Genomic DNA, 26,449 nt, shown 5'->3' on the forward strand with positions numbered 1-26,449 from the left:
GATCACCGAAGACCGAGCCAGCGTCGCGCCGACGTCCAGTCGCGCAGCACCAGCCGCTCGACGAGCAGCACCAGCAGCATCGACACGCCGAACAGCGGCAGTGCGAGACCCAGCAGGATCAGCAGCGCCACGAACCCCGCCGCGACGCGCGGTCGCGGCCGCGCGGGCGGTGCGCCCAGCGTGTCGGCGGGCCGACGCCGCCACCACAGCACGACGCTGCTGACCGACACCAGCGCCAGCCCGATCGCGGTCAGCAGCCCGAGCAGCTGGTTCGCCCAGCCGAACAGCTGCCCCTCATGCGCGGCGACGCCGTAACCGACGATCCGGTCGATCAGCCGGCGCTGCGCGAAATCCTTGCGCGTCAGGATCGCGCCCGTAGCGCCGTCGAGCGTCAGGTCGGTGCGCAGCGGCCGGTTCGCGGCATCGGACTTGGCGGTCCAGGGCTGGCCCGCGCCCGCCGGCGGCGCGATCAGGACCGGCGGCGCGAGCGCGAGCGGGCGCAGCGTCGCGATCAGCCGGTCGAGCGGCACGTCCGAAACCGCGGGATGCGCCATCGTCATCCCGCCATGTTCGGCATGCGCGCCCACCATCGCGCGGGTGCCGGCATCGGCGGCACCGCGCGCGCGAAGCTCCGCGGCCTGCCCTGCGGACCAGTCCTGCCTGACCACCCGCCCTTCGGTGACCGTCCGGATCGCCTTCAGGTAACTCCCCCAGCTCGCGGCCCAGGGCAGGCCCGAGATGAGCAGCGCGAGCGCGAAGACCGATACCCAGAGCCCGGTGACCCCGTGCAGGTCGCGCCAGAACCGCCGCCCGCCCGCACGCAGCCGCGGATAGACCACCCCCGCCAGCCCGCTGCCGCGCGGCCACCACAGGACCAGCCCCGACAGGATCATGACGATCGCCCAGGAGGCGGCGAGCTCGACCAGATAGGAGCCGGGCGTGCCGATCAGCAATTCGCCGTGAAGCCGGAAGATGATCCGCATCAGCCGGCTGTCCTCGTCGACGCTGTGGAGGATCGCGAGCGTGTTCGGATGGACATAGACGCGCGTCTCGGTGGTGCCGGCGCCGACGATCACCTGCACCGCCTCGTCGGGACGCTCGGGCAGTTGATAGCGGTGGAGCACCGATCCCGGCACCGCGCGCACCGCAGCCTCGGCCTGACGTGCCGCCGAGGCGCGTGCGCCGTCCAGCTGGAGATGCGTATAGGGGCGATCGATCAGCGCCTCGATCTGCGGGCGGAACAGGTAGATCGACCCGGTGACCGACAGCCACAGCACGAACGGAAGGCAGAACAGCCCGGCGTAGAAATGCCAGCGCCAGATCGTCGGATAGCCCGGCCAGCCGCGGCCGGGACCGGGTCCGCCTGAGCGTGCGGCGGCGGCGGCGGGAGCGGTCGCGCGCATCAGAACCGCGCCTTCACGCCGGCATAGACGGTGCGCGGGACACCGGCATAGATCGACCCGGTCGCGCTCCTCAGCACCACTTCCGGATTCTGCTGACCGGTGGCCGCGTTCAGGCTGTTCGCGATCACCGAGGCCGAGCCGACATAGGTCGTGTCGAACAAATTCTGCACCGAGGCGAACAGCCGCAATCGCGACCACACCCCCTCCCCCCTTGGTGGATCATAATGGAGGTTGAGATTGGCGAGCGTATAGCCCGCCACGCTCAGCAGATTGCCGTTGTCGATCGCATAGCGGTCGCGGTGGGTCAGCTCGACGAACCCGCCCAGCCCCGCCACCGCGCCACCCGGCTGGTCATAGCCGAACCGCACGTTGACGAAGGTCGGGATGACGCCGGGGATACGGTTGCCCGCGCGGTCGAACGTCGCCGACACCGCGCCCGAGGTCAGCCGCTCGACGAACTCGGTATAGTGATGGTCGTTATAGCTGTAGCTCGCATCGATCTGCGCGCCCGGCAGAACCGCGGGCAGCGGCGTCCAGCTGAGCCCGAGCTCGACGCCGCGGTGGACCGAGCGCGGCGCGTTGGTCGTATAGGCGAGCAGGTTGACGCCCGCCGACTGGCTGACCTGTTCGTTGCGGAACCATTCGTAATAGCCCGTTACCTCCGCCTTCAGATTGGTCCCGAGCGCGACTTCGGCGCCGAGGTCGATCCCGGTGTTGCGCTGGGTCTTCAGCGTGACGTTGTTGCCCGGCACCCCCGCCGCGGTCACGAACAGCGCGCCGGCCTGCGGGATGCCATAGCCGGTGCCGACCCGCGCGTGCAGGCGGACCGCGTCGATCGCCTGCCAGACGAGCGAGGCCTCGGGCGCGACGTTCCAGAAATGGCGCTCGGCGGGGATCACGCTCAGCACCGGGTTCGCGCCGAGCGGATAGGCATAGCCGGTCTGCGTCACGCCGATGATCGATCGTTCCGCGCCGATGCCCGCGATGAACTGGAGCCGCGACGTCAGGCTCAGCTCCTCGCGGGCGCGGGCGCCCAGGTTGCGGACGTCACCGAACACCGTCTGGGTCGGCGCGCCGATCCCATCGCGGCCTGCGGGCGTCTTGTTGAAGCTGTAGCTCTGGTTATCGAGGTAATTGTAGAACACGCCGACAAAGCTCGTCGCCGCCATTCCGAACAGCGTGCCGCGATGCGTGACGTCGCTGGTGATGTTGTAGCTGTCGAGCGTCCCCTTGAACGGCGTCGCGCTGGTCGGCTGGTTGACGACGCGGCTGTCGAACGTCGCCTGCGTCCGCCACGTCGCGGTCGTGCTCAGATCATGCTCGTAGCGGGTGCCGATGATCGTCCGGCGATCGTTGCGTGCGAGGTCGGCCTCGGCCGCCGTCTGCGCGATCCGCGCGCCGTTGACGCCGTTGGCGAGCACCGAGATCGTCCCGCAGCCCGGCGCCGCGCCGACCCGTGTCGCGCAGCCGCGCTGATAGGGATTGGCGCGATACTGGTCGAGCGAGAGCCGTGTCGAGAGCGCGAATTCGCCCTCATTGTAGATGATCTTCGCGGTCAGCCGGTCGCGGTCCGAAATGGCGTACGTCGCGAGCGCGTTGATCGTCCCGGTCTCATACCCCGTATGCCCGGTCGACCCGTTCGCGCGGACGAAGCTGCCGAACAGCGCATAGTCGAAATCCGCGCCGGCATCGCCGATCGTCGCATAGACATTGGCATAGCCGTCGCTGCCCGTGTCGATGCCGATCTCGGCGCCGTCGATGTCGCGGCCGCGTCGGGTGCGGAAATTGACCGCGCCACCGATCGCGTAATTGCCATAAAGTGCGGACGACGGCCCGCGCACCACGTCGACCGCGCCGTAAGCATGCGGATCGGTCAGATCGAACCGCGCCAGCCCGTCGGGCTGGGTGACGGGGAAGTCATCCTCGAACACCTGGATGTTGCGCGCGCCGAAGCTGTTGCGCGCGTTCGAGCCGCGGATCGACACGCCGACGTCGCGCGGGCCGTTGCCCTGGATGACGACGACGCCGGGCGACAGCTTGACGATGTCGGCGATCGTCGTCGCGGGGGTGTTGCGAAACGCCGCGTCGTCAATCGTCGTGACGGTCTGTCCGGTCACGCGCGTCGTCAGCGACAATGCGTTTCCGGTGACGATGATGTCGTCGCCGTCGATCGCCACGGCGGCGGTACGACGCGGCGCCTCCGCCGGGCGGCTCGGTTCGTCGAGGCGGCGCAGTTCGGCATCGATCGCGGCACGATCGCGGAGCAGCGCCGCGCGCCGGGCTGCCACGTCGGTATCCTGGGCGGAAGGGAGAGGCGCTGCCGCAATCGGCGCGGCACAGGCGATCGCGGAGATCGCCGCCATGAGATGGCATCGGGACATGAAGAGTTCCTGGTCGGACGCAGCCGGATCCCGTCGGGACCGGGTCGTATAGGGGTCGCGGGCAGCCGCCACCGGCCCGCGCTTTGGCGGACAGGGTCGGCATCGCATGGGGTCACCGCGCGGCCCGTTCGGGGCGTCGCGCCGGCAACCGCTCAACCGCGGACCGGGGGACCTCGCAAGGGGGGACGCAGAAACTCGGGGGCGCGCGCGACGACGGGGGTCGCGACCCGGAAGACGGTGGCGATGACGAACGCGACCGCCAGTGCGAGCAGCACCGGATCGGCCGCTGCCAGCCCCGCCGTCGTCAGGCCGGAAAAGGCGCAGGGCATCTCGCGGCCCGCATGCTGAGTCTTCTCCGGGTCATGCGTCATCCCCGGCATCGCCGCGTGCGTCGTCTGCGACGTCGCCGTAGCGAGGGGGGAAGGCCCCGCCCCGGCACATAACTGGATAGTGAGTACGCCGTTCGCCACGACCGGCATGAACCCGCCGGGGACGAGGATCTTCATCGCCAGCGCGACCACGACCAGCCATGCGGCAAGCGCAGGATGATCGCGAAGCAGGCGGCGAAGCGGTGTCACGCACCTGTCCTAGCGAGTCGGCGGGGATCTGTCGCCGGTCGTCGCGGCGGTTAGGCCATCCGCCTGTCCCGCCGCTGGACGTCCTGATCCGCGCAGGCCGGCGATCCGCGCGCAGACGCCTGCGGGCGGCGCATCGCCGGTCCAGCTGAGCCGGTAGCGGACGAGCAGCCCGTCGTGATCGGACAGCTTCGGGCTGCCCGGCGCGCCGTCGAACATCGCGCGGACTTCGATCGGCACGATCCGCACGCGCGTGCCCTGCGCGAAGAACTGCAAATCCTGTGTGTCGAGCCACGGCGCGTCGCCGTCCCAGGACAGCGATACCGCACAGGCCGCGCGCGCCTGGCAATATTCGTGCACCAGACCGAACGGATGATGCAGCCGGAAATCGTCGAACCGCGCGGGCGAGCGGCGCATGTCGAAGTCGCCGCCCAGGATCATCGGCCGCGACGGCGTGCGGCGCGCGGCGAGAAACGCCTCGAGCTCGCGGGTCTGCGCACGGTGCGCGGCGCGGTGCCGCGCGGGCGCGACCTTCGACGCCTTGCGCGCATTCATGTGCGTGTTGGCGAGGTCTATTCCTTCGGGAACGCCGGGCACCGCGAGCGTCGCCAGCACGACGCCCTTGTTCGACAGACAGTCGAACCCCGCACAGGCCCGCCGCGAATAGGGATCGCGCGCGACGCCGGTGATCGCGAAGCGGCTGGCGATGACCAGTCCCGAGCTCATCAGCCGCACGCCGAGCTCCCCCTTGGCCAGCTTAGCACGCCCGGGCAGCCGGTCGTCCTGCGAATAGACGCTGCGCCGCGTCCGCGACGGTCCGCTCGCGAGCGATGGATAGCCCGTGGCGACCACCCCGCGCACCGCCGCGCGCGAGAAGACCTCCTGGAACAGCACCACGTCGGGGGCGGTCCCGGCCGCACGCAGATCGCGCAGGATCCGCCCGATCGCCGCGAGATCGCGCCCGCGCCCCGACCGCGCGGGCCATTGCAGCCCCTCGATATTATAGGTCAGTACGTCGATCGTGGTGCTGCGTTCGCCCGACGCCGAGACCTGGATCGCAGGCGGCCCGTCGCCATCGTCGGCGTCGACGCCGCCACAGGGCAGCGTCCGGAACCGCGGCAAGCTGCCGCACCCTGCGAGGCCGAGCGTGAGCGCGACCCCCAGCAGGATACGGCCTGGAATCACCTACCAGCTCAGCCCGGCGCGGGCGTAGAGATAGCGGCCGTTGAAGCCGAACGGCGAGTAATAGGGGAAGCCGATCACGCCGGTGGAGTTGTTCGCCGTGACGGTCGCATCGGGATAGACGTCGAACAGGTTGCTGACGCCCAGCCCGAGCTGCGCGCCCTTGGTCGCCTGATAGCGCAGTTCGACATCGGTGATGACGTGCTTGCCGCTGTGCACGTCCGCGGCGGGCGTCGTCCCGGGCTGGTTGACGTCGCCATAATAGGTGACGCGGGCGAGCGCGCCGAGCTGGTCGAGCGACCAGTCGATCGAGCCGGTGACCTTCTCGCCCGGCGTGCCGTCCTCCAGCGTCAGGATCCGGCTGCGCGCGAACAGCGTCGGCGCGGGATCGAGCGTCGAGGTCGAGGTCGGGACGCGCGTCACCTTGCCGTCGTTGATGTTGCCCGCCACCGTCAGGTCGAAATTGCCCGCCGCGACCGTCCGCACGCGGTAATGCGCGACCGCGTCGATGCCCTTGGTGGTCGAGGCGAGACCGTTGATGAAGAACCGCGCCGCGGTCGCGCCCGATCCGGCGAGCAGCGTGGCGATCTGCGCGTTGACCGCGGGGGACTGGCTCGCCGCGGTGGTGATGTTCTCCGACAGCCCGATCTGGTTGCGGATGTGGATGCGATAGGCGTCGACGGTCAGGTCGAACCCGCCGAACCGCAGCACCGTGCCGAGCGACAGGTTGGTCGATTTCTCGGGCTCGAGCGGCAACCCGCCGAGCCGCGCCGCGACCGGGCTGACCGAGGGGAAGGTGCCGGTCTGGATCGGCGCGCCGTTCTGGATCACGGTCGAGATCGACGTGAAATATTGCTGCTGCAACGCCGGCGCACGGAAGCCGGTCGAGGCCGTTCCGCGCACCGCGATCCACGGTGCGACGTCATAGCGTGCGGAGATCTTGCCCGTCCCGGTCGAGCCGAAGTCCGAATAATCCTCGCCGCGCCCCGCCAGCCCGATCAGCAGCGCATCGGTCACCTGCGCCTCGAGATCAAGATAGGCGCTGAAGTTGCGGCGATTGCGGTCGACGACATTGTCGGTCGAGAAGCCGCCAAACCCCTGCGCCCCCACCGCCGCGCCCGCGACGGCGCCCGTCACGGGCGTGGTGTAGGAGGCGCGTTCGCCCGCCTGGATCTCGAAGCTCTCGCGCCGCGCCTCGAGCCCGAAGGCGACGTTGAGGCCCTGCAGCACGTCGAGCTTGCGGTTGACGTCGAGCCCGGCGACCAGCTGGCCATAGATCAGCGCGCCGTCGGAAAAGTCCTGCGGCGTCGCGGCGCCATAGGCATAGTTGGCGGAGTTGAGCGTGCGGAAACCGATCTTGTTGCGGCCATAGCTGACGTTCAGGTCGACGCTCCAGTCCGCGACCTCGCCCTTGATCCCGACCGCCGAATTGATGTCGCGCGACTTGGTGTTGATGAGCGGCAGGAAGCCGTCGGGATAGCCGGCCAGCGCGGTCGTCGCGCTCGCCAGCCGCGGGAAGGCCGCGCTGCGCGTGTCGCGGTCCTGATAGCCGAACCAGCCATAGAGGCCCCAGCTGCCCGTCAGCGTCGTGCCGGCATTGGCGAAGACGCTATATTGCTCGACCTGCGGATCGCCGAAGCGTCCGGTGACGCGGGTCGGGGTGACGCGCGGATCGAAATCGGCGCGGTTGGTCGCCTGGCGGTTCAGATATTCGCCCGACAGCGTCAGGAACCCGTCCTCGCCAAAGCCCAGCCCCTGCCAGCCCGAGACGGTCACGGCATGCTCGCCGGTCGTGCTGCGGCTGCCGCGCGCGGTATCGATGTCGGTGTTGTAGAAGCCGTAATTGACCGTCGCGCCGCCGCCCGAACGGGCTTCGCGCAGCCGCAGGTTGACGACGCCCGCGATCGCATCGGACCCATATTGCGCCGATGCACCGTCGCGCAGCACCTCGATCCGGTCGAGCGCGACGGTCGGGATGGTGTTCAGATCAACCGCCGCCGAGCCGCGGCCGACCGAACCGCCGATGTTGAGCAGCGCCGCGGTATGCCCGCGCACACCGTTGATCAGCACCAGCGTCTGATCAGGCGACAGGCCGCGCAGCGTCGCGGGGCGGATCGCATCGGTGCCGTCGACCGCGGAGGCGCGCGGGAAGTCGATCGACGGGGCGATCGCCGACAGCGCGGCGCCGAGCTCGGTCGTGCCCTGGCGCTGGAGCGACGCGCCGCTCAGCACGTCGACCGGCGACACGCTGTCGAGCCGCGACCGGCCGACCGCGCGCGTCCCCGTGACGATGATCTCGTCCTGCGCGACCGGCACTGCGCCGTCAGGCTCCGCGGCGGCGGGTGCATCCTGCACGGTCTCTGCAGGCGCGGGCGCGACCTGCGCGTCGGCCTGCGCCGCGGCGAAGGCGAGGGTAGAGGCGGCCAGCGCCAGCGCGGTACGATAGGCAGTCATGTCGAAGTCCCTGTTGGCGATCGTTCTGTGACGATCTTTCGCGTGCACGAAGATGCACAACGCATTCACCCGGCCCGATAGGTCCCAAGCGACTGTGCGATAAGTGAAAAGAATGCGCGACCGGATGCGCGGGCTGCAACGGGGCATCGCGGCGGCGACATCGAACCGTCACCGTAACGACGCGGCCACGTCACGGATCTGGTTAATGGATCCCCCCGAGGCTGCGCGGTCGCGGCCAAGGGGACGCTTCATGACCTATCTCTCCACCTTGCTCACGGGCGTCGCCACGGTCGCGATCGCAGTCACGGCACCCGCCGCCGCGCAGACCGCAGGCGACCCTGCGACGCTGCCGGTCGCGACGCCCGCCGCCGACGCGCCGCCGGGTGACGAGATCGTCGTGCTCGGCTTTGGCGAGAGCCGCCAGGTGCAGAGCGTGACCGCCGCCGATCTCTCGCGGCTGACGCCGGGGTCGAGCCCCTTGAAGGCAATCGAGAAGCTGCCGGGCGTCAATTTTCAGGCGGCCGATCCGTTCGGCGCCTATGAATGGGCGGTGCGGATCTCGCTGCGCGGGTTCAACCAGAACCAGCTCGGCTTCACGCTCGACGGCGTCCCGCTCGGCGACATGAGCTATGGCAACGTCAACGGCCTGCACATCAGCCGCGCGATCATTTCCGAAAACGTCGCGCGGACCGACGTGGCGCAGGGCGCGGGCGCGCTCGGCACCGCTTCGACCAGCAATCTCGGCGGTACGATCGAGTTCTTCAGCGACAAACCGCGCGACACGCTGAACGTCACCGGCGGCGGCACCTATGGGTCGAACGACACCTATCGCGGCTTCGCACGGATCGACAGCGGCGATCTCGGCGGCGGGCTGAAGGGCTATCTGAGCTACGGGTTCCTCACCACCGACAAGTGGAAGGGCGCGGGCGTCCAGCGCCAGCACCAGGCGAACGGCAAGATCGTCAAGGATCTGGGCAGCCTCGGCAGCCTGTCGGCGTTCCTCAACTTCTCCGACCGGCGCGAGCAGGATTACCAGGATCTGAGCTACGACATCATCCGCCGCCGCGGGCTGGGCAACGACAACATCGCCGACAATTATCCGCTCGCGCTGCAGATCGCGAAGGTCGCGCAGAACCAGGCGGCAGCAGCGGCCGGCGCGGCACAGCCCTGGGCGGGCGTCGGCACCGCGTTTCCGGCCGGGATCGGCACGGTCGACGACGTCTATTTCGACGCTGCGGGCGTCCGTCGCGATTATCTGGGCGGGGTGACGTTCGACGCCAACCTCACCCCCGGCCTGACGCTCAGGACCACCGGCTATTATCACGACAACAAGGGCCAGGGATCGTGGATCACGCCCTATTCGCCGACCCCGGCCGGCGCCGCCAATGCCGATGGCACGCCGATCGCCGCCGCCAGCCCGCTCGGCTTCCGCACCACCGAATATGCGATCAAGCGCGGCGGAGCGCTCAGCAACCTGGCCTATGAAACGGGTGCGAACACGCTCGAACTCGGCGGCTGGTATGAAAGCAACAGCTTCACCCAGGCACGCCGCTTCTACAGCATGACCGATACCGCGACGCCGAACCGCGACGTGCTGAAATTCCAGGACAATCCCTATGCGACGCAGTGGGACGGCAAATACACCACCGACACGATCCAGTATCATGTCGGCGACACGCTCCGCCTCGCCGACGACCGGCTGACGCTCAATGCCGGGTGGAAGGGCTTCACCGTCACCAACCGTGCGATCATGCTGCCCGCGACGACCTCGCCGCTCGCGGTCGGGCGGATCTCCGCCAAGGACTGGTTCCAGCCGCAGGCCGGGCTGCTGTTCAAGCTGGCGCCGGGCACCGAGCTGTTCGCGGACTATAAGGAAAACGTCCGCGCCTATGTCTCGTCGGCGACGACCGGGCCGTTCTCGACCACGCAGGCCGGGTTCAACGCGATCCGCGACCGGCTGAAGCCCGAACGGTCGAAGACCGCGGAAGGCGGGCTGCGCTTCCGCAATGGCCCGGTCCAGGCCTCGGCGGTCGGCTATTATATCGACTTCTCGAACCGGCTGCTCGGCTTTGCCAATGGCGCGGGGATCATCGGCAACCCGGCGACGCTTAACAATGTCGGCAGCGTCCGGACCTATGGCGCGGAGGTCGCGCTGACCTACCGCGTGCTCACGCCGCTGTCGCTGTTCGCGAGCTACTCGTACAACAACTCGCAATATGCCGATGACGTGCTCGACGCGCGCGGCGCCGTGCTGGTCGCGACCGACGGCAAGACCGCGGTCGACAGTCCCGAGCACATGGTCAAGGGCGAGATCGTGTTCGAACAGTCGGGCGTCACCGCACGCGTCGGCGCGGACTATATGAGCAAGCGCTACTTCACCTATCTGAACGACCAGTCGGTGCCGGGCCGCGTGCTCGTCGACGCCAGCATCGGCTACCGCTTCGAGGGGGACGGCCCGCTCCACGGCGTGTCGATCGAGGGCAGCGTCACCAACCTGACCGACAAGAGCTATATCTCGACGATCGGCTCGAACGGCTTCACCGCGAGCGGCGACAACCAGACGCTGCTGGCCGGTGCACCGCGCCAGGTGTTCGTGTCACTGAAGAAAGGGTTCTGACGCACGGGCCGGATCGGGACTCGGGCGCCCCGATCCGGCCTTTGATATCAGAACGCCGCGGACAGCCCCGCGAACGCGGTCACGCTGTCGCGGTCGCCGCGCAGCGCATAGCCCGCGACGCCCGCTCGGAGCGACAGCGCGCCGGCGACCTGTCCGTCGACCCCCATCGCATAGCTCATGTAATTGCGATCGGCGCGTTCGACGCTGCTGGTGAAGCGGATCGGCGCGCCGGTCGGGGTCATCGTCAGGGTGCGAGGATCGTCGTCGAACTCGCGCTCATAGCCTGCCCGCACGAACACGCGGACCGGCTCCCCCGGCAGCGACCGCACGACCGCGCCGAACCGACCGGTCAGGCTCTCGATCTGCTGGCGACCGAACGCCGCCGCGGTCGACAGCCCGCCCGTCTCGGCATAGCCCGCCAGCCGGACGCGGTCATATTGCACCGCCAGATCGGGTCCGAAGGCAAGGCCGCCGGTGCGGACCAGGTCGAGCGCGCCCGTGATCCGGCCCGCGACGTAATTGCCGTCGGTCTCGCCGTCATGTGTGCGGATCGTCGGCCCGAGCTGCACGCTGCGCCGGATCTGACGATAGTCGATCTCGCCATAGCTGCCGTCCGCCAGCAGCCGGACCGGCCCCAGTTCGCCGCGCGCATAGCCGCTCGCGGACCAGGCGCGCGGCTTGTAGCGTCCCGCACCGTTCTGAAAATCGCCCGTCCCGTCCGAATAGGCGCCGGCGATCCCGACGCCCGAGGCTTCGCCGATCGCGAGGTCCGCGCCCAGCGTCCCGCTGAAGCCCCGCTCGGTGATGCCGACGCGCTGCGCCGAGTTGCCGCTGGCGTAATAATGATAGGCCGCACCGCCGAACACCGACAGCGCGCGACCGTCGCGCTGCGACCCGCCGCGTTCGGGCCCCTCGAGCAGGTCGCGTTGCGCGCGGAACATCGCCTGCGCCGCATAGCCGAGCCCGGCGATCTGCTCGGGCGCCTGGACGAGGCTGGCGATCGCCTGCCCCTGGATCCGCTGCGTGATGCCCGCGGGGTGGACGCTGTCGGCGAGGATATAGGTCTCGTTCGCATTGGGCGTGACGAGCGTCGCGCGCGTGCAGGCGAGCGACGAGGGCACGGTGCAGGCGACCCCGGTGATGTTGGTGTAGCCATAGGTCGCCGGGCTCGTCACCAGTTCGTTGAACAGCCGGTCGGTATCGAAATACAGCGCGTTGACGTTCGCCGCCGCGAGCGCCGCGGCATAGGTCCGGTTGAAGAGCGCGAGCCCGGCCGCGCCGCCGGTCTGTACCGCGAGCGTCACGATCCGCTGTGCGCCTGCGCCCTGCAGCCGGCTGACCTGCGTGGCGAGCTGAGTCGCGGCGGTGGTCAGGATCTCCGGGTTCGCGCCGCCCCCGGCCAGGAACGCGAAATAGTCGTTGCCGCCGCCCTGCACATAGACGAGGTCGCGCGGCCCGAACGTGCCGCCCGCGCCGAGGAAGTTGGTGATCTGAGTCGTGATCGGGATCGACAGCGCGTTCGCTGCGGTCACGCGCGCGCCGCCGACCGCATAATTGGTCCCGCCCTGGCCATAGACCGGGGTCAGCGGCAGCCCGAGCCGCGCCGCGACCACTTCGGGTGCCACCGGATCGGGATTTGTCGTGAAGCTGCCCGCGTCGCGCGGCAACCGCGGGTCGAGCGTCAGATAATAGCCCCCATCGGCCAGGCTGTCGCCGAACACGACCATGCGGTTGACCGGCGCGGCGGCGGCGGTCGCGCCACTCGCGGTCTGGGCCACTGCGGGGGATGCGATCGCCAGGGTCGTGCCCAGCAGCGCCGCGACGGCGGACGTCGTTTTCATAGATCCTCTCCTGTGCGGCAAGGGGTCGTTGCCCCCTGCTCTGGCACCGTCGTGGATCTGTCACATTGTGACGTCAAGCGGTCTCGCGCGGGGTATCAGCCGTCGAGCTGCGCGCGGGTCGTCGCACCGACGCGCATCCCGGTGACGCTGACGACCAGCGTCTCCATCTGCGCCTCGACGAAGCCCGCGGCAAGAAACGCGCGGATCTCGGTCATCGGAAGCGCGAAGCCGCGCCGCCACGCATAGACCGCCATCCGCCGCAGCGCCTCGAGCCGCGGATCGGCAAGCTGCGACCGGCTGCCCAGCCCGAACAGGCCGCCCATTGCGCGCGACACCGCGCCGGGGCTGGCGAGACTGCGCAGCGTGTCGCGCTTGGCGAGCGCGATGACGCTCCATTCGAGCGCGGAAAAGCCCGCCGTTTCATCGGCTGCATGACCAGAAAGATCGACCACCAGATCGGCGGCCAGATCCGCAGCGAGGTTCGCCGCCGGATTTACTGGTGCGGCGGCTGCGACCCGCGCGGCTTTGCGCGTGCCACAGGGTGCGGCGAAATGCGTGTCGAGGTCGAGATAGGCCATGAATATCCCCTTTCGGATCGGGCAGCACCGGACCTGCGTCGATGGAGGGTCCATCGGCACGGCATGGGGCAGCGCGGGTGCGGTTGTGGTGACAGTGTCGTTCCGACGTCGGAGCAACCTTCGATACCGAGCGGTATACAAACCGATCGACCCGAACGTCAACAGCCTTCTGTACCGGTCGGTAGTTTTTTATGCGTCGGGGTTCCCCGCCGCCCCGCCGAGAGAAATCTACTGAGCGACATCAATTTCCCGGGTGGCTGACGACGAGCCGTCGCTGTGTTGCGACGAATTGCCCGGCGCCCGCCGGCTCCCCGCCAGACTGACGCGTTGGGACAGCATCTTTGGACAGGAGAACGGACATGTCGCAGTCCCCTACCGACCATACCGACGACGCGCCCCCGACGACCTGGAAGAAGGGCGATCCGATCGCCGCCGAGGGCCTGCCGACCACGACCGGGGACAGCATCGTCGGCCGCACGGTGACGATCAATCGCCCGGCGGCCGAGCTGTTCGCCTATTTCCGCGACTTCACCAACCTGCCGCGGTTCATGGAAAACGTCGTGTCAGTCACCCCGATCGACGCCACGCGGTCACACTGGGTGGTCAAGGCGCCCGCGGGCCGCACGGTCGAATGGGATTCGGTCGTGACCGACGAGACGCCCGACCGGGTGATCGCCTGGACCTCCGAACCCGGCGCCGATGTCGCGAACAGCGGCCGGGTCGAGTTCCGCGACGCCGGCGCGCGCGGCACCGTCGTCACCGCGACGATCGTCTATGATCCGCCCGCCGGCATCGTCGGCAAGATCGTCGCCAAGATGTTCCAGCGCGAACCCGCGATCCAGGCGCGCCGCGACCTGCGCCGGTTCAAGCAACTGATGGAGACCGGCGAGATCGCGACCGGCTCCTTCACCCGCAAACAGCATGACGAGGAGTTCGCCTGATGCGCGCATTGGCATGGCATGGCCGCCACGACGTCCGCGTCGACACGGTCGACGACCCCGAGATCCTCAACCCGCGCGACTGCATCATCAAGGTGACGTCGACCGCGATCTGCGGCTCCGACCTGCATCTCTATGACGGCTATATCCCGACGATGCAGGCGGGCGACATTCTCGGCCACGAATTCATGGGCGAGGTCGTCGAGACCGGCCCCAAATCGACGCTGAAGAAGGGCCAGCGCGTCGTCGTGCCGTTCACGATCGCGTGCGGCAGCTGCTATCACTGCGGCAAGCATCAATATTCCGCCTGCGACAACGGCCTGCCCGCGGACAATCAGGACATCGCGCAGGAGCTGTACGGCCAGCCGATGAGCGGGCTGTTCGGCTATAGCCACATGACCGGCGGCTATGCGGGCGGCCAGGCGGAATATGTCCGCGTGCCGTTCAGCGATGTCGGCCCGATCGTGATCCCCGACGGGATCGAGGACGACAAGGTGCTGTTCCTCTCCGACATCCTGCCGACCGGCTGGCAGGCGGCGGAGAATGCGCAGATCGAGCCCGGCGATACCGTCGCAGTCTGGGGCTGCGGCCCGGTCGGGCTGTTCGCGGTGCAGTCGGCGTTCCTGATGGGCGCCGAGCGCGTCATCGCGATCGACCATTTCCCCAAGCGGCTGGCACTCGCCAAGCGGTTCGGTGCGGAGACGATCAACTTCGAGGAAAGCGCGGTCTATGAGGCGCTGATGGCTATGACCGGCGGGATCGGTCCCGATGCGGTGATCGACAGCGTCGGACTGGAGGCGCACGGCTTCTTCGTCGACAACGTCATCGACCAGATCAAGAAGTCGACCTTCCTCGGCACCGACCGCGCACACGCGATCCGCCAGGCCATCATCGCCTGTCGCAAGGGCGGCCGCGTCTCGATGCCCGCGGTCTATGGCGGGCTCGTCGACAAATTCCCGCTCGGCGCGTTCATGGAGAAGGGGCTGACGCTCAAGACCGGCCAGACGCACGTCCAGCATTACATGCCCGCGCTGCTCAACGCGATCCTCGAAGAGAAGATCGACACGACCTTCCTCATCTCGCACCGCATGGATCTCGAGGAGGCGCCGCAGGGCTACAAGATGTTCCACGACGATCAGAACGAAGTGACCAAGGTCGTGCTCAAGCCCGGCTTCAACTGAGAGGATATCGACCCATGGCTACAGCATCACCACACGGCAAATTCGCCGTCATCACCGGCGCCTCGACGGGCATCGGCTTCGAACTCGCGACGATCGCGGCGCAGGACGGCTACGACATCCTCGTCGTCGCGGACGAGGCGCTGATCGAGGCGGCGGCGGCCGACTTTCGCCAGTTCGGGACCACGGTAACGGCGCTCGAGGCCGACCTGTCGACCACCGACGGCGTCGACGCGCTGCTCGCCGCGACCAACGGGCGCCAGATCGACATATTGTGCGCCAATGCCGGCCGCGGTCTGGGCCACGGTTTCCTCGACCAGAGCGTCGCCGACTGGCGCGCGGTGATCGACACCAACATCATGGGTACGCTGTATCTGGTACAGAAGGTGCTGCCCGCGATGGTCGCGCGCAACGACGGCAAGCTGCTTGTGACCGGGTCGGTCGCGGGCTATATCCCCGGCGCGTTTCAGGCGGTCTATAACGGGTCGAAGGCGTTCATCGACAGCTTCACCGAAGCGCTCCGCAACGAGATCAAGGATGCGGACGGCGTCACGCTGACCACGCTGATGCCGGGGCCGGTCGACACCGAATTCTTCGACCGCGCCGACATGAACGACACCGATGTCGGCACCGATCCCAACAAGCGCTCGCCCGCCGATGTCGCGCGCGATGGCTGGGACGCATTGATGGCGGGCAAGGGCTCGGTGTTCTCGGGCTGGATGACCAAGCTGCAGGGCGTCATCGCCAATGTCGTCCCCGGCTCGGTCCTCGCCGAGCAGCATCGCAAGATGGCCGAACCCGGCAGCGCGAAGGACTGATCGCGGCATGAAGCGACGCGGCGGGCTTCGGTCCGCCGCGTCGTTTGCCACGATAAACATCGGCATGGTAGGTCGGCGGCTCAGCCAGGAGCCCCTATCGTGCCCGATCAGCCGCCATCGTCCGATACCGTCCCCCCGCCGCTACCGCTCGACGGGCAGCTCTGCTTCTCGCTCTACGCCGCGACGATCGCGATCAACCGCGCGTACAAGCCCATGCTCGACCAGCTCGGCATCACCTATCCGCAGTTCCTCGTGCTCCAGACGCTGCACGAGGCGGAGGATGGCCGGACGATCGGCGCGATCGCCGAACGGCTCGCGCTCGAGCCCAGCACGATCACCCCGCTCGCCAAACGGCTGGAGGCGGCGGGGCTGGTCACGCGGCTGCGCAACCCGGCGGACGAGCGGCAGATGCATGTCCGACTCACCCCGGCGGGCCGGACCTGCTGGGCGGGTACGGGGTGCCTCGGGCCGATGATCGTCGACCGCAGCGGGATGACGCCCGACCGGCTGCGCGCACTCAACGCCGAGGTCACCGCGCTGCGCCGCGCGCTCGGCGATCCGGATAGCGCAGGACGCTAGCCCCCCGCCGCCAGACCCGCCGACGTGCAATGCCGACGATGCTTTCCCATATAGGTCAGGCACCTGACACGATCGGGGCACGAACGGAGACGAAGCATGGCAGGCGGCTGGACGCGCGATGGCGCGGTGCAGGATCAGATCGACGATACCGTGATGGATGCGGTGATGGCGGCGCGCGCGCGGATGCCGGTCGGCGAGAGCGAGGAGCAGTGCATCGCCTGCGGCGACGACATTCCGGAAGGCCGGCGCCAGGCCGTGCCGGGCGTACGGACATGCATCGCCTGCCAGAGCGGTCGCGATCGGCCCGCGGCCTCGCTGTTCAACCGCCGTGGCAGCAAGGACAGCCAGCTTCGCTGATGCGGAGGGTGTTGGGGGATCGCGTGCCGCCTGGGTCGGCGCTAGGGGTGACGCCATGCTGACGACGACCGCGCTGCAACCGCTGGCCCATGACCTTGACGAAACCGCGCCCGATTTCGTCGTGATCGACGTCGAGACCGCCTGCGCGCGCGTCAGCAGCATCTGCCAGGTCGGGATCGTCGGCTTCCGGAACGGTGCCGAGGTCTTCGCCTATGAGACGCTGGTCGATCCGCGCGACGAATTCCATGCGTTCAACACCCGGATCCACGGCATCGCCGCGCATCATGTCGTCGGCCAGCCGAGCTTTGCCGACATCCATGCGACGGTGACCGCGCATCTGTCGGGGCGAACGACGGTCGCGCATTCCTATTTCGACAAGGGCGCACTCGCCGCCGCGTGCCGCGTGCACGATCGCCCGGCGATCGAGACGACCTGGCTCGACAGCGTGCGCGTCGCCAAGCGCGCCTGGCCCGATCTGGCGAACCACAAGCTCGGGCAGCTCGCGCGCTATCTCGGGATCGAGCATCGCCACCACGACGCGCTGAGCGATGCGCGCGCCGCGGGCTGGGTGATCGTCAAGGCGATCGACCATACCGGCCTGACTCTCGCCGACTGGCTCGCCCCGCCGCGCGCCGCCGGCCCCGCCCCCGCCGCGGCGCTCGACGGGCCCCTGCGCGGCGAACGGATCGCGCTGCTCGGCCAGCCGCGCGACGGGCCGCTCGCGCACCGCGTCGCCGCGCTCGGCGCGCGGGTGATGACCTCGGTCGGCGCGACCACGACGATCCTGCTCGTCGCCGGCCCCGACCCGCAGGCGCGCGCGCTGCGCACGCATCCCGCCCGGTTGAAGGCGGAGGCCTATCGTCGCGACGGTGGCGCGATCCGCATCCTGGGCGAAGCCGATCTGGACGCGCTGCTCCACCGGGTCTGACGTCGGGACGTGCCGGGGATCGGGTAAAGCTTCCGACATCGCATGCGGCTGTTTGCCCGGCTCGGCCGTTGGGGGCGCGAACATCAGGAGTTTGACGATGAAGGCCATGACGCTGCGATCGCCCGCGGGGCTCGACACGCTGCAGAGCGAAGACCGTGCGGATCCGGGCGTGCCGGGCGCGGGGATGATCCGTGTCGCGCTGCACGGCAGTTCGCTCAACTACCATGATCTGGGCGTCGTCACCGGCCGGATGCCGACCGAGGACGGCCGCATCCCGCTGTCCGACGGCGCAGGCGTGGTCGAGAGCATCGGCGACGGCGTGACCGAATTCGCGGTCGGCGATCAGGTCGTCTCGTGCTTCTTCCCCGACTGGCAGACCGGCACGCCGACGATCGGCGATTTCTCGCGGACGCCCGGCGACGGCATCGACGGCTTTGCTCAGCACCATGTCGTCCTCCCTGCGACCGCGTTCACGCACACGCCCAAGGGCTATGACGCGGTCGAGGCGGCGACGATCACCACCGCCGGGCTGACCGCATGGCGTGCGCTCGTCGTCGACGGCAAGTTGAAGGCGGGCGACACCGTGCTGCTGCTCGGCACCGGCGGCGTCTCGATCTGGGCGTTGCAGATCGCCAAGGCGATGGGCGCGCGGGTCGCGATCACCTCGTCATCGGATGAGAAGCTCGACCGTGCGCGCGCGCTCGGCGCCGACTTCACGCTCAACTACCGCAACGAGGCCGATTGGGGACGCAAGGTCGTCGACTGGACCGGCGGGCGCGGCGTCGACCATGTCGTCGAGGTCGGCGGCCCGGGCACGCTGGCGCAGTCGATCACCGCGGTCCGTGTCGGCGGGCACATCTCGCTGATCGGCGTGCTGACGGGCAACAGCGGCGAGGTCCCGACCGCCGCGCTGATGGGCAAGCAGGCGCGGCTCCAGGGCCTGATCGTCGGCAGTCGTCAGGAACAGCAGGACTTCGTCCGCGCGATCGAGGCGACCGGGATCAAGCCGGTGGTCGACCGCCGCTTCCCGCTCCACCAGCTCGCCGAGGCGTTCGCGCTGCAGCAGAGCGGCGCGCATTTCGGCAAGATCGGCATCGAATGGTAAGCGCAACGATTGGGTAATTACCCCCGGCGCGGCGGGATCGCTGCCGCGCCGGTCAGCCGCGGCGGGCGGTAGTCGAGCGCGGCATGACCCGCGCTCGGATACCGGACCTTGGACGGCCGCCCCTCCCCGCGCATCCGCCGATCCGCCTCGTCCCAGCCGGGCAGGTCGGCGGTCTCGCTGGTCCAGTGGGTGATGCTCGCCTCATCGCACCAGTGCATCAGCTTCGGCATCGCCTTCAGATGCGACCCGTCGACGATATAGCGCTTCATGTCCGCGGCATCGCGCCAGACCGTCATCGTCCAGAAGGTCAGCGCACGGTCGCGCAGGATGGCCCCGGTGAGATACCCGTCGGCACGCCGCACCTGCGCGGTGGTCCTGAGCGCATCGAGCGCGAACAGCGGCACGAACCGCAGCGCGCGCAACCGAAGCCGGGTGATGCTGACAAAGGCCATGCGCGACACCTACGCCTGCCCGCATTGCCCAGCAACTGCGCGATCGGCCTCCCGCGGCGGAGCGATGCGCGTTCTGGTTCGTTCGACCCGCATATCCCCCCTAAACTGTACCCAGGACACGAGATTATGAGCGATCCCCGCAGCAGCGCCCCCACGTCCTTTCCGAACGAACCGCAGCAGCCGAGCCCCGGTCTCGAGGTCGAGATGCGCAACAATCCCGATCATGGCGAGGACAGCTATGTCGGCAAGGGGCTGCTGAAAGACCGCGTTGCGCTGATCACCGGCGGCGATTCGGGGATCGGTCGCGCGGTCGCGATCGCCTATGCGCGCGAAGGCGCCGACGTCGCGATCTCCTATCTCGCCGACGAACAGGCCGATGCGGACGAGACCAAGGCCTGGGTCGAGAAGGCCGGACGCCGCTGCATCCTGCTGCCCGGCGACATTCGCGACCGCGATCACTGCGCGGCTTTGGTCGAGCGCACCGTCGCGGATCTCGGCAAGCTCGACATCCTCGTCAACAACGCCGCCGCGCAGACGATGAACGAAACGCTCGACGATATCGACGACGACGAGATGCAGGATGCGTTCTCCGCCAATGTCTTCGCGATGATCCGCCTCGCCAAGGCCGCGGTGCCGCACATGAAGCCGGGCGCCGCGATCGTGAATTCGACCAGCGTGCAGGCGAAGATCGCGACCGAGAACATGATCGTCTATTCGACCACCAAGGGCGCGATCGCGAGCCTGACGATCGGGCTGTCCAACCTGCTCGCCCCCAAGGGCATCCGCGTGAACTGCGTCGCGCCCGGCCCCGTCTGGACGCCGATCCAGCCGATCGCCAAGGGCGGCGACGAGCTCGAGACGCTCGGCCAGAACACGCCGCTTGGCCGCGCGGGCCAGCCGGGCGAGCTCGCCCCGGCCTATGTCCTGCTCGCCTCCGACGAGGGTAGCTACATGTCGGGCGCGCTGCTGCCGGTGACGGGCGGCATGCCGATGCTGTGAGCGCCCGCCCTGCGCTGCACTTTGTCGGGTTTCGCGGCGACGAATACAGCGCCGCGCTGCGCATCTTCGGCCCGCCGGATTTCATCCATATCGGATGGGACCGGTGGGCCCGGCAGGAAGTGATGCCGGGCGACGTCGCCGTCTTCGCGCGCGGCACCGCCGACGACGAGCCCTCTGTCTACAGCGTCCCCGATCTCCGCGAGCGCTGACGCTGCGCCCTCCGATTTCTCCAGAACAAAGATCCTTCCATGTCAGACCCCAGCGTCACGACCGACTATGCCGCACGCGATTCGCGGATCGCGATCAACACCTTCACGACGGTGCTGCGCCGACCGCAGGTCCCGCATGAGGTCTTCGCAACCTATTGGCGCGACGTTCACGGACCGCTCTGCTCGCGCATTCCCGGGCTCGGCTGGTACGTCCAGATGCATCTCGATCGCGCGCAGGACGCGCATCTCTGGCCGGCGATCGACGGGATCGCGCCGTTCGACGACTATGTGCTCGATGGCGGGGTCGAGATCGGCTTTGCCAGCGCCGCGGATCAGGAGATTTTCAACGCCGCCTGCCCGATCCTGTTCGCCGACGAACAGAACATGTTCGCCGCGACCGTCGCCTATGCGCTGCCGCAGGGGTCGCGGACGCTGGTCGACCGGATCGCCAATCCGGTGCCCAATGGCGGGGAGAGCATCGACCGGCTCCACGTCCATTTCGGGATCGGCGACACCGATGCCGCCGGGTTTGCGGGCTTCATGACGCAGTTCGCCGAGACGCTCGCCGCCGACCCCGCGGTGCTGAAGCTGCGGCTGCATCTGCCCGAGCGCTACGACAATGCGGACCCCGCGCCGCCCGCGCCCGACGTCGCGCACACCGTGCCGCCCGAGCGTGAACAGGTCGCGATCCTCGAATTCGCCTTCGAGACGCCGATGACGCGCCGCCGCTTCTTTGCCTCGGACCGCTTCACGGCCACGATCGACGGGCAGAAGGCCCATATCGGCCATGTCGCGGCGTTCGCGGTCAGCGGGGTCTACACCTATGTCCGCGACGGCGAACTGACCGTCGCGGGCCTGCGCGGCAGCCGTCCCGCGCAGCTGATCGAGCGGCTGGGCGCCGCCAACCAGATGCAGGACGACGTCCGCAAGCTGCTGCTGACCGGGGCGCTCTGACCCCGTTCAATCAATGCGCCAGGAAGACGGGGATCGGGCTGCTGGTCAGCATGGTCCGCGTCACCCCGCCGAACAGCGCCTCGGTAAAGCGCAGATGCCCGAACCCGCCCATCACGACATAGCCGTATTGCCCGCTTGCGGCGGCGGCGAGCAGCTGTTTGGGCGCGCCGCCGGGCTGGACCTCGATCCGACGGATGACGGGGTGGATGTCGTAGCGCGACAGATAGGTGGCGGCGTCCTCGATCGGCGACGCCATCGCCCCGTCGTCGACCGAGAACAGCGTGACCTGGTCGGCGAGCCTGAGCATCGGCACCGCCGCGCGCAGCGCCGCCGCTGCGCAGGGCGACCCGTCCCACGCGACCAGTACGGTCGCCAGGTCGATCCCACGGGACTCGCCCGGCACCGCGAGCACCGGCTTGCCCGACTTGACGATCAGCTCGCTCGCGGTGCGGCGCATGTCGATCACCGACGGGTTGTCGAGCCGGCGGTTGAGGACGATGACGTCGGCGAGTGCCGCGGCACGGACGATGCACGCCGCCGCCTCCCCGGTCGCGTCGACCCAGTTCCACGCGACATCCTCGCGCGCGAACCGTGCCTCGAGCGTCACCTTGTTGGCGCGCTCGCGCGTCGTTTCGTCGGCCAGCACCGCCGCCATCGCATAGCCGGCCTCGCTATAGTCGTTCCCCAGGATCGGCGGGATATAGGTCACGTCGAGACAGGTGATATGCCCCGTGAGCGCACGCCCAAGATCGAGCGCCGCCTGGAGCCGGGCCTCCTGGCCCTCGTCGTCATGCGCCAGCACCAGAATGTTTTTCATCGGACGCCTTTCGGGTTGGATACAATGCCATTGCTAGGCCGTCCGGCGTGCACGCGTTATTGCGGTTTATACGGATCCGCCGCGGGTCGCGGCGTCGCTGGCCGCTCGGTGAATTCGCGCTCGACGATCGTGATGCGCGCGACCATCGCGACGAAGAACGCGGTCGACCAGCCGAGCAGGATCACGCCATTGGCGCCCTCGATCGCGCCGACGATCCGCCACGATTCCCCGAGCAGCACGTCGCCATACCCGATCGTCGTATAGGTCGCGGTCGAGAAATACAGCGCGGTGCCGAAATCGGCGAGCGCGCCGGTCCCGCTGTACAGCAGCGCATAGGCCCAGATCTCGATCCCGTGGACCACGAACAGCGCGGTCGCGGCGCCGACGATCCCGATCACGTCATGCCAGCGCCGCCGCACCCCGGTCCTGCGCCCCTGCCGCCGGATCACCAGCAACAGCCCGGCCAGCCCGGCAAGATGGACCAGGATGGTGGCCAGCACCATGCCCGTCGCAACCGCGAGCTGGACGAAGAGGTTCATCGCTCCAGCCTAGGGCGGCCGCCTGCGCTTTCCCATGCGGGTATCTACCTAGACCGGCCCCGGTGCAGGCGGGATGACCACTGTACGCCGATGGCCGCGCGGCGTAGAACCGGGCGACCGGGGAGACAGCAGATGACGGCACGACGCGATGGCGCACGGCGCTACAATTTGGGCGCGATCGCGTTCCACTGGATCATCGCAGCGCTGGTCTTCATCCAGCTCTATGTCGGCTGGACCTTTGCCGACATGCCGCGCGGCGACCTGCGCACCGGCTGGTTCGACTGGCACAAGACGCTCGGCTTCACGATCCTGCTGCTCAGCATCGCCCGGCTGATCTGGCGGATCGCCAATCCGCCGCCGCCCTTTCCTGCTGCACTCCAGACCTGGGAACGCGTGCTCGCCCGCGCCAACCACGCGCTGTTCTACATCATCCTGATCGGCCTGCCCGCGACCGGGTGGATGTATCTGTCGACGGGCAAGCCCGCGCTGACCAGCAGCACCACCTCGCTCATCGGCGGCTTGAGCTGGCCGTTCATCCCCGGCCTGCCGCGCGGCGCGCATGAGGGGTTCGAAGAGGCGCACGGCCTGCTCGTCTGGCTGACCTGCGCGCTGCTCGTCCTCCATGTCGGCGCCGCGCTGAAGCACCAGTTCGTCGACCGTATCGGCAACCGGATGCTGCCGTCGGGCGCGCGGGGCGACGGCTGACCGCCGCCCCGCCGCCTCAGCGACGCGGCATCCGCGCCGCGGTCGCCTCGATCTCGACGAGGTAATTGGGGCCCGCGAGCGCTGCGACCTGCACCGTCGACCGCGCCACCGTATTGGGGTTGTCCGCGCTTCCGAAGAACTGCTTGAAGCCGTCGTTCATGCCGGCAAAGTCCATCTTGCCGTCGCCGCGCTTCGGGTCGGCGGTGACGAACACCGTCAGCTTGTAGACATCGGCCATCGTATAGCCATGCTCGGCCAGGATCGCCTTGATCTTCGTGAAGATGCTGACCGTCTGCGTCCTGGTGTCGCCGAACGACTCGACGCCGGTGACCGGTTTCGACGGATCGATCGGCGCGGCGAGCTGTCCCGACAGCACCAGCGTTTCCGCACCGGCGGGGATCGTCACGCTCTGCAGGATCAGCGACGGCCCCGGCCCCGGATTGGCGTGGCGGACGATCTGCGCGGTTGCCGGCGTCGCAAGCATCGCCGCCAAGGCGATGCTCGCCCCCAGACCCGCAAGGGTCAGTCTGCGCGAGACGCGGTTCACGATCGGTCGCACTGGCATGGTCGTCTCTCCCAAATATTCGGTGATTGCGCGCGTCAGAACGCGTCGGGCGTGTGAAGCGCCTTGGTCATCGGCACGAACGGAACCGCGATCCCGTCCGCGTCGACGGTGATCCCGGGCTCCGCGACGAAGCCGTGGCTTTCGTAGAAGGGGACCCCCGACAGCGTCGCCATCAGCGCAAGCTTGTCGAACCCCGCCTTCCGCGCGGCCGCCTCGCTCGCCGCCATGATCGCCGATCCCACCCCGCGCCGCGCAAAGCCGGGGGCGGTGAACATCGCGCGGATCCGCGCCGCATCCTGCCCCGGTACCAGCAGCGCGGCGGACCGGTCGGCATAGCGATCGCCGCCGAACAGCGTGGCGAAGCGGCTCCACCCCCCGCACCCCGCCAGCGCGCCGTCGATCTCCGCGACCAGATAGCTGCCGTCGTCGACCAGATCGGTATCGACCCCGAAGATCGTCCGGATCGCACTCGCCAGCGCGTCGGGGGCGTAGAAGCCCTGCCCCAAAGTCGCCGCCGACGTCGCGATCAGCTGCTCCAGCGCGGGGACATCCTCGCGCCGTGCCGCCCGGATCGTCACCCCGCCCGTCGTCGCCGTGCTCATCACCATGCCGATCACGCCGCCACCCGGTCCGGCCGCGCACCCAGATCGGCGCGCTGCAGCCCCGCGATCGCGGCGATCGCGTGATGCGCGGACTGGACCGCGCCTTCCTGCCATCCCGGCGTCTGGCTCAGCGCGGCGCTGGCAAAGACGGTGCGGCCCGCGGGCTGGCACAACAGACGATAGCCTTCGGTATCGATATCACCCTCCTGATGTCCCGCCATCCCGACGAACCAGTTCGGCCATGGCCCCAGGCTGTACGGGATCTTGTTCCAGTTGACCGCGACGCCGTTGATCAGGTCCTTGCCATGCCCCGGGTGCAGCCGCTCGACCGCCGCGCGCGCCCGCTCGACCTGGTCGGCGATCGGCAGCTTCGCAAAGCCTTCCGCCCGCTCGCCCGAGGTATAGCAGGCCAGCAGCATCCCGCGCGGACTGAACAGCCCCGCGCTCGGATACCAGATCAGCGACGTCTCGCCGCCGACGAACGAGATGCCGCCATAGATCTGGTCCTGTTCCCAGAAGCGCGGCGAATCGAACGCGACCTTGTTCGAATGGTCATACACCACGCCCGCAATCGCCTGCGCGACGGGCTTGGCGAAGTCGCAGTCGACCTTGGCGAGCACCGGAAAGGGGATGGTGCAGACCGCGAAATCGGCGCGCGCGATCCGGCCCGCGCCCGTCTTCGTATCGCGCCAGGCGATCTCGACGCCATCGGGACGGTTGCGGATCCGCGTCACGTCTGCGCCGCGCACCACCTTGCGCCTCAGCGCGCGCTCGAACCCCGCCGGGATCCGGTCCATCCCGCCGACCGGCTGGAACATCGTCGCCTGCATGTAGACATTGTCCTCGAACAGCATCGCCGGCAGCTGTTCGTTGGCGAGCAGCCGGTCGAGCGGCATCGGCGCGGGCGGTCGCGCGAAGACGCCGACGCCTGCATCGGGAAACGCCTGGAACCCCGATCGCAACGTCCCTGCGAAATGCCCCGTCGCGTCGAGATCGCCGTACGTCTTGAGGAAGGGCAGCAGCGCCTGCTTGTCCGCCGCGCTCAGGCTCTGGTCGAGCGCGCCCTGATTGACCGCCTTCATCAGCAGTTCGGCGACGTGCCCACGCGTGTCGTTGATCGCAGTGCGCATCCGCACCTTGTCGCCCTTCTGCCCCATCAGGAAGGCGCTGCGGCTCGAATTGATCTCGACCTCGAGCGGGACGCCGAGCTTGCCGCAATAGCCGAGGATACGGTGGTGGAAGCTCGGCAACCGCGCCGGCCCGGCATTGAAATAGGCGCCGTCCGAGAAGCGCGCGACCTGGTCCGCCTCGCCGTCCATCACGATCCGGTCGCCGTCGCGCACCGTCCAGTTGCGCCCGCCGACCCGGTCGCGCGCCTCGAGCACGGTGACGTCGAACCCCGCCTGCTGCAGTTCATAGGCGGCGACCAGCCCGGCGATGCCCGCCCCCAGTACGATCACCGACCGCCCCTTGCCAAAGCCGGCGGGCAGATCGGGCATCGGCGCCGCCGCCGCGACATTGCCCGCGATCCCCAGCGCCTCCATCGCCCCGAAGGTCGCGGCCGCGCCGCCCGCCATGCCGATATGCTGTAGGATCGATCGCCGCGTGATCATCTGTGAGTCCGCCCCGTTTGCGCGGCCTCGGCCGCGCGTCCCCTGGAAAGTCGCTCACCT

25 protein-coding genes are annotated in these 26,449 nt (G+C 68.8%); 12 read left to right on the forward strand and 13 right to left on the reverse strand.

Annotated elements, in window-relative coordinates:
• Positions 1–2: 2 nt before the first annotated feature.
• The 5 genes from J3A66_RS04945 to J3A66_RS04965 form a co-directional block, all read right to left on the reverse strand.
• A complete protein-coding gene (locus J3A66_RS04945; RefSeq protein ID WP_209567564.1) occupies positions 3–1,403 on the reverse strand; it encodes a PepSY domain-containing protein in 1,401 nt (466 codons plus the stop codon).
• Positions 1,403–3,691, reverse strand: coding sequence for a TonB-dependent receptor (locus J3A66_RS04950; protein ID WP_348633992.1), 2,289 nt, complete (start codon positions 3,689–3,691; stop codon positions 1,403–1,405). The genes J3A66_RS04945 and J3A66_RS04950 overlap by 1 nt, the downstream gene beginning before the upstream one ends.
• 245 nt (positions 3,692–3,936) lie before the next feature.
• Complete coding sequence (locus J3A66_RS04955; protein WP_209567568.1) at positions 3,937–4,362, reverse strand: DUF2946 family protein; 426 nt, start codon at positions 4,360–4,362, stop codon at positions 3,937–3,939.
• 9 nt (positions 4,363–4,371) lie between these two features.
• Positions 4,372–5,544, reverse strand: a complete 1,173-nt coding sequence (locus tag J3A66_RS04960; protein ID WP_209567570.1) for an endonuclease/exonuclease/phosphatase family protein — start codon at positions 5,542–5,544, stop codon at positions 4,372–4,374.
• Complete coding sequence (locus J3A66_RS04965; protein WP_209567572.1) at positions 5,545–7,995, reverse strand: TonB-dependent receptor; 2,451 nt, start codon at positions 7,993–7,995, stop codon at positions 5,545–5,547. It lies immediately after the preceding gene.
• A gap of 250 nt (positions 7,996–8,245) precedes the next feature.
• Between J3A66_RS04965 and J3A66_RS04970 the strand changes: the two genes are divergently transcribed.
• The gene (locus tag J3A66_RS04970) at positions 8,246–10,612 is read left to right on the forward strand and encodes a TonB-dependent receptor (RefSeq protein WP_209567574.1); all 2,367 of its coding nucleotides are present in this window, start codon (positions 8,246–8,248) and stop codon (positions 10,610–10,612) included.
• A 47-nt stretch (positions 10,613–10,659) separates the two neighbouring features.
• Here J3A66_RS04970 and J3A66_RS04975 read toward each other — a convergent pair whose 3' ends face one another.
• On the reverse strand, positions 10,660–12,453 hold the full coding sequence (locus J3A66_RS04975; RefSeq protein ID WP_209567576.1) for an autotransporter domain-containing protein: 1,794 nt from the start codon (positions 12,451–12,453) through the stop codon (positions 10,660–10,662).
• 95 nt (positions 12,454–12,548) lie between these two features.
• The gene (locus tag J3A66_RS04980; protein WP_245336704.1) at positions 12,549–13,031 is read right to left on the reverse strand and encodes a hypothetical protein; all 483 of its coding nucleotides are present in this window, start codon (positions 13,029–13,031) and stop codon (positions 12,549–12,551) included.
• 359 nt (positions 13,032–13,390) lie between these two features.
• On the opposite strand from J3A66_RS04980, the gene J3A66_RS04985 reads away from it, so the two are divergent.
• From J3A66_RS04985 to J3A66_RS05015, 7 genes are all read left to right on the forward strand, one after another.
• Entirely contained in the window at positions 13,391–13,972 is a 582-nt protein-coding gene (locus J3A66_RS04985; protein WP_209567578.1) for an SRPBCC family protein, read from the forward strand.
• Positions 13,972–15,150 (forward strand): zinc-dependent alcohol dehydrogenase, encoded by a 1,179-nt coding sequence (locus tag J3A66_RS04990; RefSeq protein WP_037530290.1) that lies wholly within the window; start codon positions 13,972–13,974, stop codon positions 15,148–15,150. The genes J3A66_RS04985 and J3A66_RS04990 overlap by 1 nt, the downstream gene beginning before the upstream one ends.
• Before the next feature lie 14 nt (positions 15,151–15,164).
• Positions 15,165–15,965 carry an SDR family NAD(P)-dependent oxidoreductase gene (locus J3A66_RS04995; protein ID WP_037530287.1) on the forward strand — a complete coding sequence of 267 codons (801 nt, stop codon included), beginning with the start codon at positions 15,165–15,167 and terminating at the stop codon, positions 15,963–15,965.
• Between the two features lie 99 nt (positions 15,966–16,064).
• Positions 16,065–16,544, forward strand: a complete 480-nt coding sequence (locus tag J3A66_RS05000; protein WP_348633993.1) for a MarR family transcriptional regulator — start codon at positions 16,065–16,067, stop codon at positions 16,542–16,544.
• 96 nt (positions 16,545–16,640) lie between these two features.
• Positions 16,641–16,901 (forward strand): DksA/TraR family C4-type zinc finger protein, encoded by a 261-nt coding sequence (locus tag J3A66_RS05005; RefSeq protein WP_031439716.1) that lies wholly within the window; start codon positions 16,641–16,643, stop codon positions 16,899–16,901.
• 55 nt (positions 16,902–16,956) lie between these two features.
• Positions 16,957–17,829: an exonuclease domain-containing protein gene (locus J3A66_RS05010; RefSeq protein ID WP_209567580.1), complete on the forward strand. Its 873-nt coding sequence runs from the start codon at positions 16,957–16,959 to the stop codon at positions 17,827–17,829.
• A 97-nt stretch (positions 17,830–17,926) separates the two neighbouring features.
• Positions 17,927–18,934, forward strand: a complete 1,008-nt coding sequence (locus J3A66_RS05015; RefSeq protein ID WP_209567582.1) for an NAD(P)-dependent alcohol dehydrogenase — start codon at positions 17,927–17,929, stop codon at positions 18,932–18,934.
• 17 nt (positions 18,935–18,951) lie between these two features.
• Here the strand turns inward: J3A66_RS05015 and J3A66_RS05020 are convergent, their stop codons facing one another.
• Positions 18,952–19,386: a DUF3291 domain-containing protein gene (locus J3A66_RS05020; protein WP_209567584.1), complete on the reverse strand. Its 435-nt coding sequence runs from the start codon at positions 19,384–19,386 to the stop codon at positions 18,952–18,954.
• 126 nt (positions 19,387–19,512) lie between these two features.
• Between J3A66_RS05020 and J3A66_RS05025 the strand changes: the two genes are divergently transcribed.
• Genes J3A66_RS05025 through J3A66_RS05035 form a run of 3 tightly spaced genes read left to right on the forward strand, consistent with a single transcriptional unit; the run spans position 19,513 to position 21,548 of the window.
• A complete protein-coding gene (locus tag J3A66_RS05025) occupies positions 19,513–20,385 on the forward strand; it encodes an SDR family oxidoreductase (protein ID WP_245336705.1) in 873 nt (290 codons plus the stop codon).
• Positions 20,382–20,594, forward strand: coding sequence for a hypothetical protein (locus tag J3A66_RS05030; protein WP_209567586.1), 213 nt, complete (start codon positions 20,382–20,384; stop codon positions 20,592–20,594). The genes J3A66_RS05025 and J3A66_RS05030 overlap by 4 nt, the downstream gene beginning before the upstream one ends.
• Positions 20,595–20,633: 39 nt before the next feature.
• Positions 20,634–21,548 carry a hypothetical protein gene (locus tag J3A66_RS05035; protein ID WP_209567587.1) on the forward strand — a complete coding sequence of 305 codons (915 nt, stop codon included), beginning with the start codon at positions 20,634–20,636 and terminating at the stop codon, positions 21,546–21,548.
• 10 nt (positions 21,549–21,558) lie between these two features.
• On the opposite strand, the gene J3A66_RS05040 is transcribed toward J3A66_RS05035, so the two are convergent.
• Positions 21,559–22,365, reverse strand: a complete 807-nt coding sequence (locus J3A66_RS05040; RefSeq protein ID WP_209567589.1) for a universal stress protein — start codon at positions 22,363–22,365, stop codon at positions 21,559–21,561.
• A 56-nt stretch (positions 22,366–22,421) separates the two neighbouring features.
• Positions 22,422–22,904: a potassium channel family protein gene (locus J3A66_RS05045; RefSeq protein WP_159511038.1), complete on the reverse strand. Its 483-nt coding sequence runs from the start codon at positions 22,902–22,904 to the stop codon at positions 22,422–22,424.
• 132 nt (positions 22,905–23,036) lie between these two features.
• Between J3A66_RS05045 and J3A66_RS05050 the strand changes: the two genes are divergently transcribed.
• On the forward strand, positions 23,037–23,609 hold the full coding sequence (locus J3A66_RS05050; RefSeq protein WP_209567591.1) for a cytochrome b/b6 domain-containing protein: 573 nt from the start codon (positions 23,037–23,039) through the stop codon (positions 23,607–23,609).
• 16 nt (positions 23,610–23,625) lie between these two features.
• Here the strand turns inward: J3A66_RS05050 and J3A66_RS05055 are convergent, their stop codons facing one another.
• The 3 genes from J3A66_RS05055 to J3A66_RS05065 are packed head-to-tail and all read right to left on the reverse strand — an operon-like array spanning position 23,626 to position 26,389.
• Positions 23,626–24,174 (reverse strand): RidA family protein, encoded by a 549-nt coding sequence (locus J3A66_RS05055; RefSeq protein WP_209567593.1) that lies wholly within the window; start codon positions 24,172–24,174, stop codon positions 23,626–23,628.
• Between the two features lie 35 nt (positions 24,175–24,209).
• Entirely contained in the window at positions 24,210–24,782 is a 573-nt protein-coding gene (locus J3A66_RS05060) for a GNAT family N-acetyltransferase (RefSeq protein ID WP_245336706.1), read from the reverse strand.
• A gap of 5 nt (positions 24,783–24,787) precedes the next feature.
• Positions 24,788–26,389 carry an FAD-dependent oxidoreductase gene (locus J3A66_RS05065; protein ID WP_281064161.1) on the reverse strand — a complete coding sequence of 534 codons (1,602 nt, stop codon included), beginning with the start codon at positions 26,387–26,389 and terminating at the stop codon, positions 24,788–24,790.
• Positions 26,390–26,449 lie beyond the last annotated feature (60 nt).

This window comes from Sphingomonas sp. PvP018 (genome assembly GCF_017876865.1).
Lineage (GTDB): Bacteria > Pseudomonadota > Alphaproteobacteria > Sphingomonadales > Sphingomonadaceae > Sphingomonas > Sphingomonas aerolata.

Coding starts and splice junctions, on each gene's coding strand:
- J3A66_RS04945 (WP_209567564.1), bottom strand. CDS start 1,403: ATGCGCGCGACCGCTCCCGCCGCCGCCGCCGCACGCTCAGGCGGACCC.
- J3A66_RS04965 (WP_209567572.1), bottom strand. CDS start 7,995: ATGACTGCCTATCGTACCGCGCTGGCGCTGGCCGCCTCTACCCTCGCC.
- J3A66_RS04970 (WP_209567574.1), top strand. CDS start 8,246: ATGACCTATCTCTCCACCTTGCTCACGGGCGTCGCCACGGTCGCGATC.
- J3A66_RS04975 (WP_209567576.1), bottom strand. CDS start 12,453: ATGAAAACGACGTCCGCCGTCGCGGCGCTGCTGGGCACGACCCTGGCG.
- J3A66_RS04980 (WP_245336704.1), bottom strand. CDS start 13,031: ATGGCCTATCTCGACCTCGACACGCATTTCGCCGCACCCTGTGGCACG.
- J3A66_RS04985 (WP_209567578.1), top strand. CDS start 13,391: ATGTCGCAGTCCCCTACCGACCATACCGACGACGCGCCCCCGACGACC.
- J3A66_RS04990 (WP_037530290.1), top strand. CDS start 13,972: ATGCGCGCATTGGCATGGCATGGCCGCCACGACGTCCGCGTCGACACG.
- J3A66_RS04995 (WP_037530287.1), top strand. CDS start 15,165: ATGGCTACAGCATCACCACACGGCAAATTCGCCGTCATCACCGGCGCC.
- J3A66_RS05005 (WP_031439716.1), top strand. CDS start 16,641: ATGGCAGGCGGCTGGACGCGCGATGGCGCGGTGCAGGATCAGATCGAC.
- J3A66_RS05010 (WP_209567580.1), top strand. CDS start 16,957: ATGCTGACGACGACCGCGCTGCAACCGCTGGCCCATGACCTTGACGAA.
- J3A66_RS05015 (WP_209567582.1), top strand. CDS start 17,927: ATGAAGGCCATGACGCTGCGATCGCCCGCGGGGCTCGACACGCTGCAG.
- J3A66_RS05020 (WP_209567584.1), bottom strand. CDS start 19,386: ATGGCCTTTGTCAGCATCACCCGGCTTCGGTTGCGCGCGCTGCGGTTC.
- J3A66_RS05025 (WP_245336705.1), top strand. CDS start 19,513: ATGAGCGATCCCCGCAGCAGCGCCCCCACGTCCTTTCCGAACGAACCG.
- J3A66_RS05035 (WP_209567587.1), top strand. CDS start 20,634: ATGTCAGACCCCAGCGTCACGACCGACTATGCCGCACGCGATTCGCGG.
- J3A66_RS05040 (WP_209567589.1), bottom strand. CDS start 22,365: ATGAAAAACATTCTGGTGCTGGCGCATGACGACGAGGGCCAGGAGGCC.
- J3A66_RS05045 (WP_159511038.1), bottom strand. CDS start 22,904: ATGAACCTCTTCGTCCAGCTCGCGGTTGCGACGGGCATGGTGCTGGCC.
- J3A66_RS05050 (WP_209567591.1), top strand. CDS start 23,037: ATGACGGCACGACGCGATGGCGCACGGCGCTACAATTTGGGCGCGATC.
- J3A66_RS05055 (WP_209567593.1), bottom strand. CDS start 24,174: ATGCCAGTGCGACCGATCGTGAACCGCGTCTCGCGCAGACTGACCCTT.
- J3A66_RS05060 (WP_245336706.1), bottom strand. CDS start 24,782: ATGGTGATGAGCACGGCGACGACGGGCGGGGTGACGATCCGGGCGGCA.
- J3A66_RS05065 (WP_281064161.1), bottom strand. CDS start 26,389: ATGATCACGCGGCGATCGATCCTACAGCATATCGGCATGGCGGGCGGC.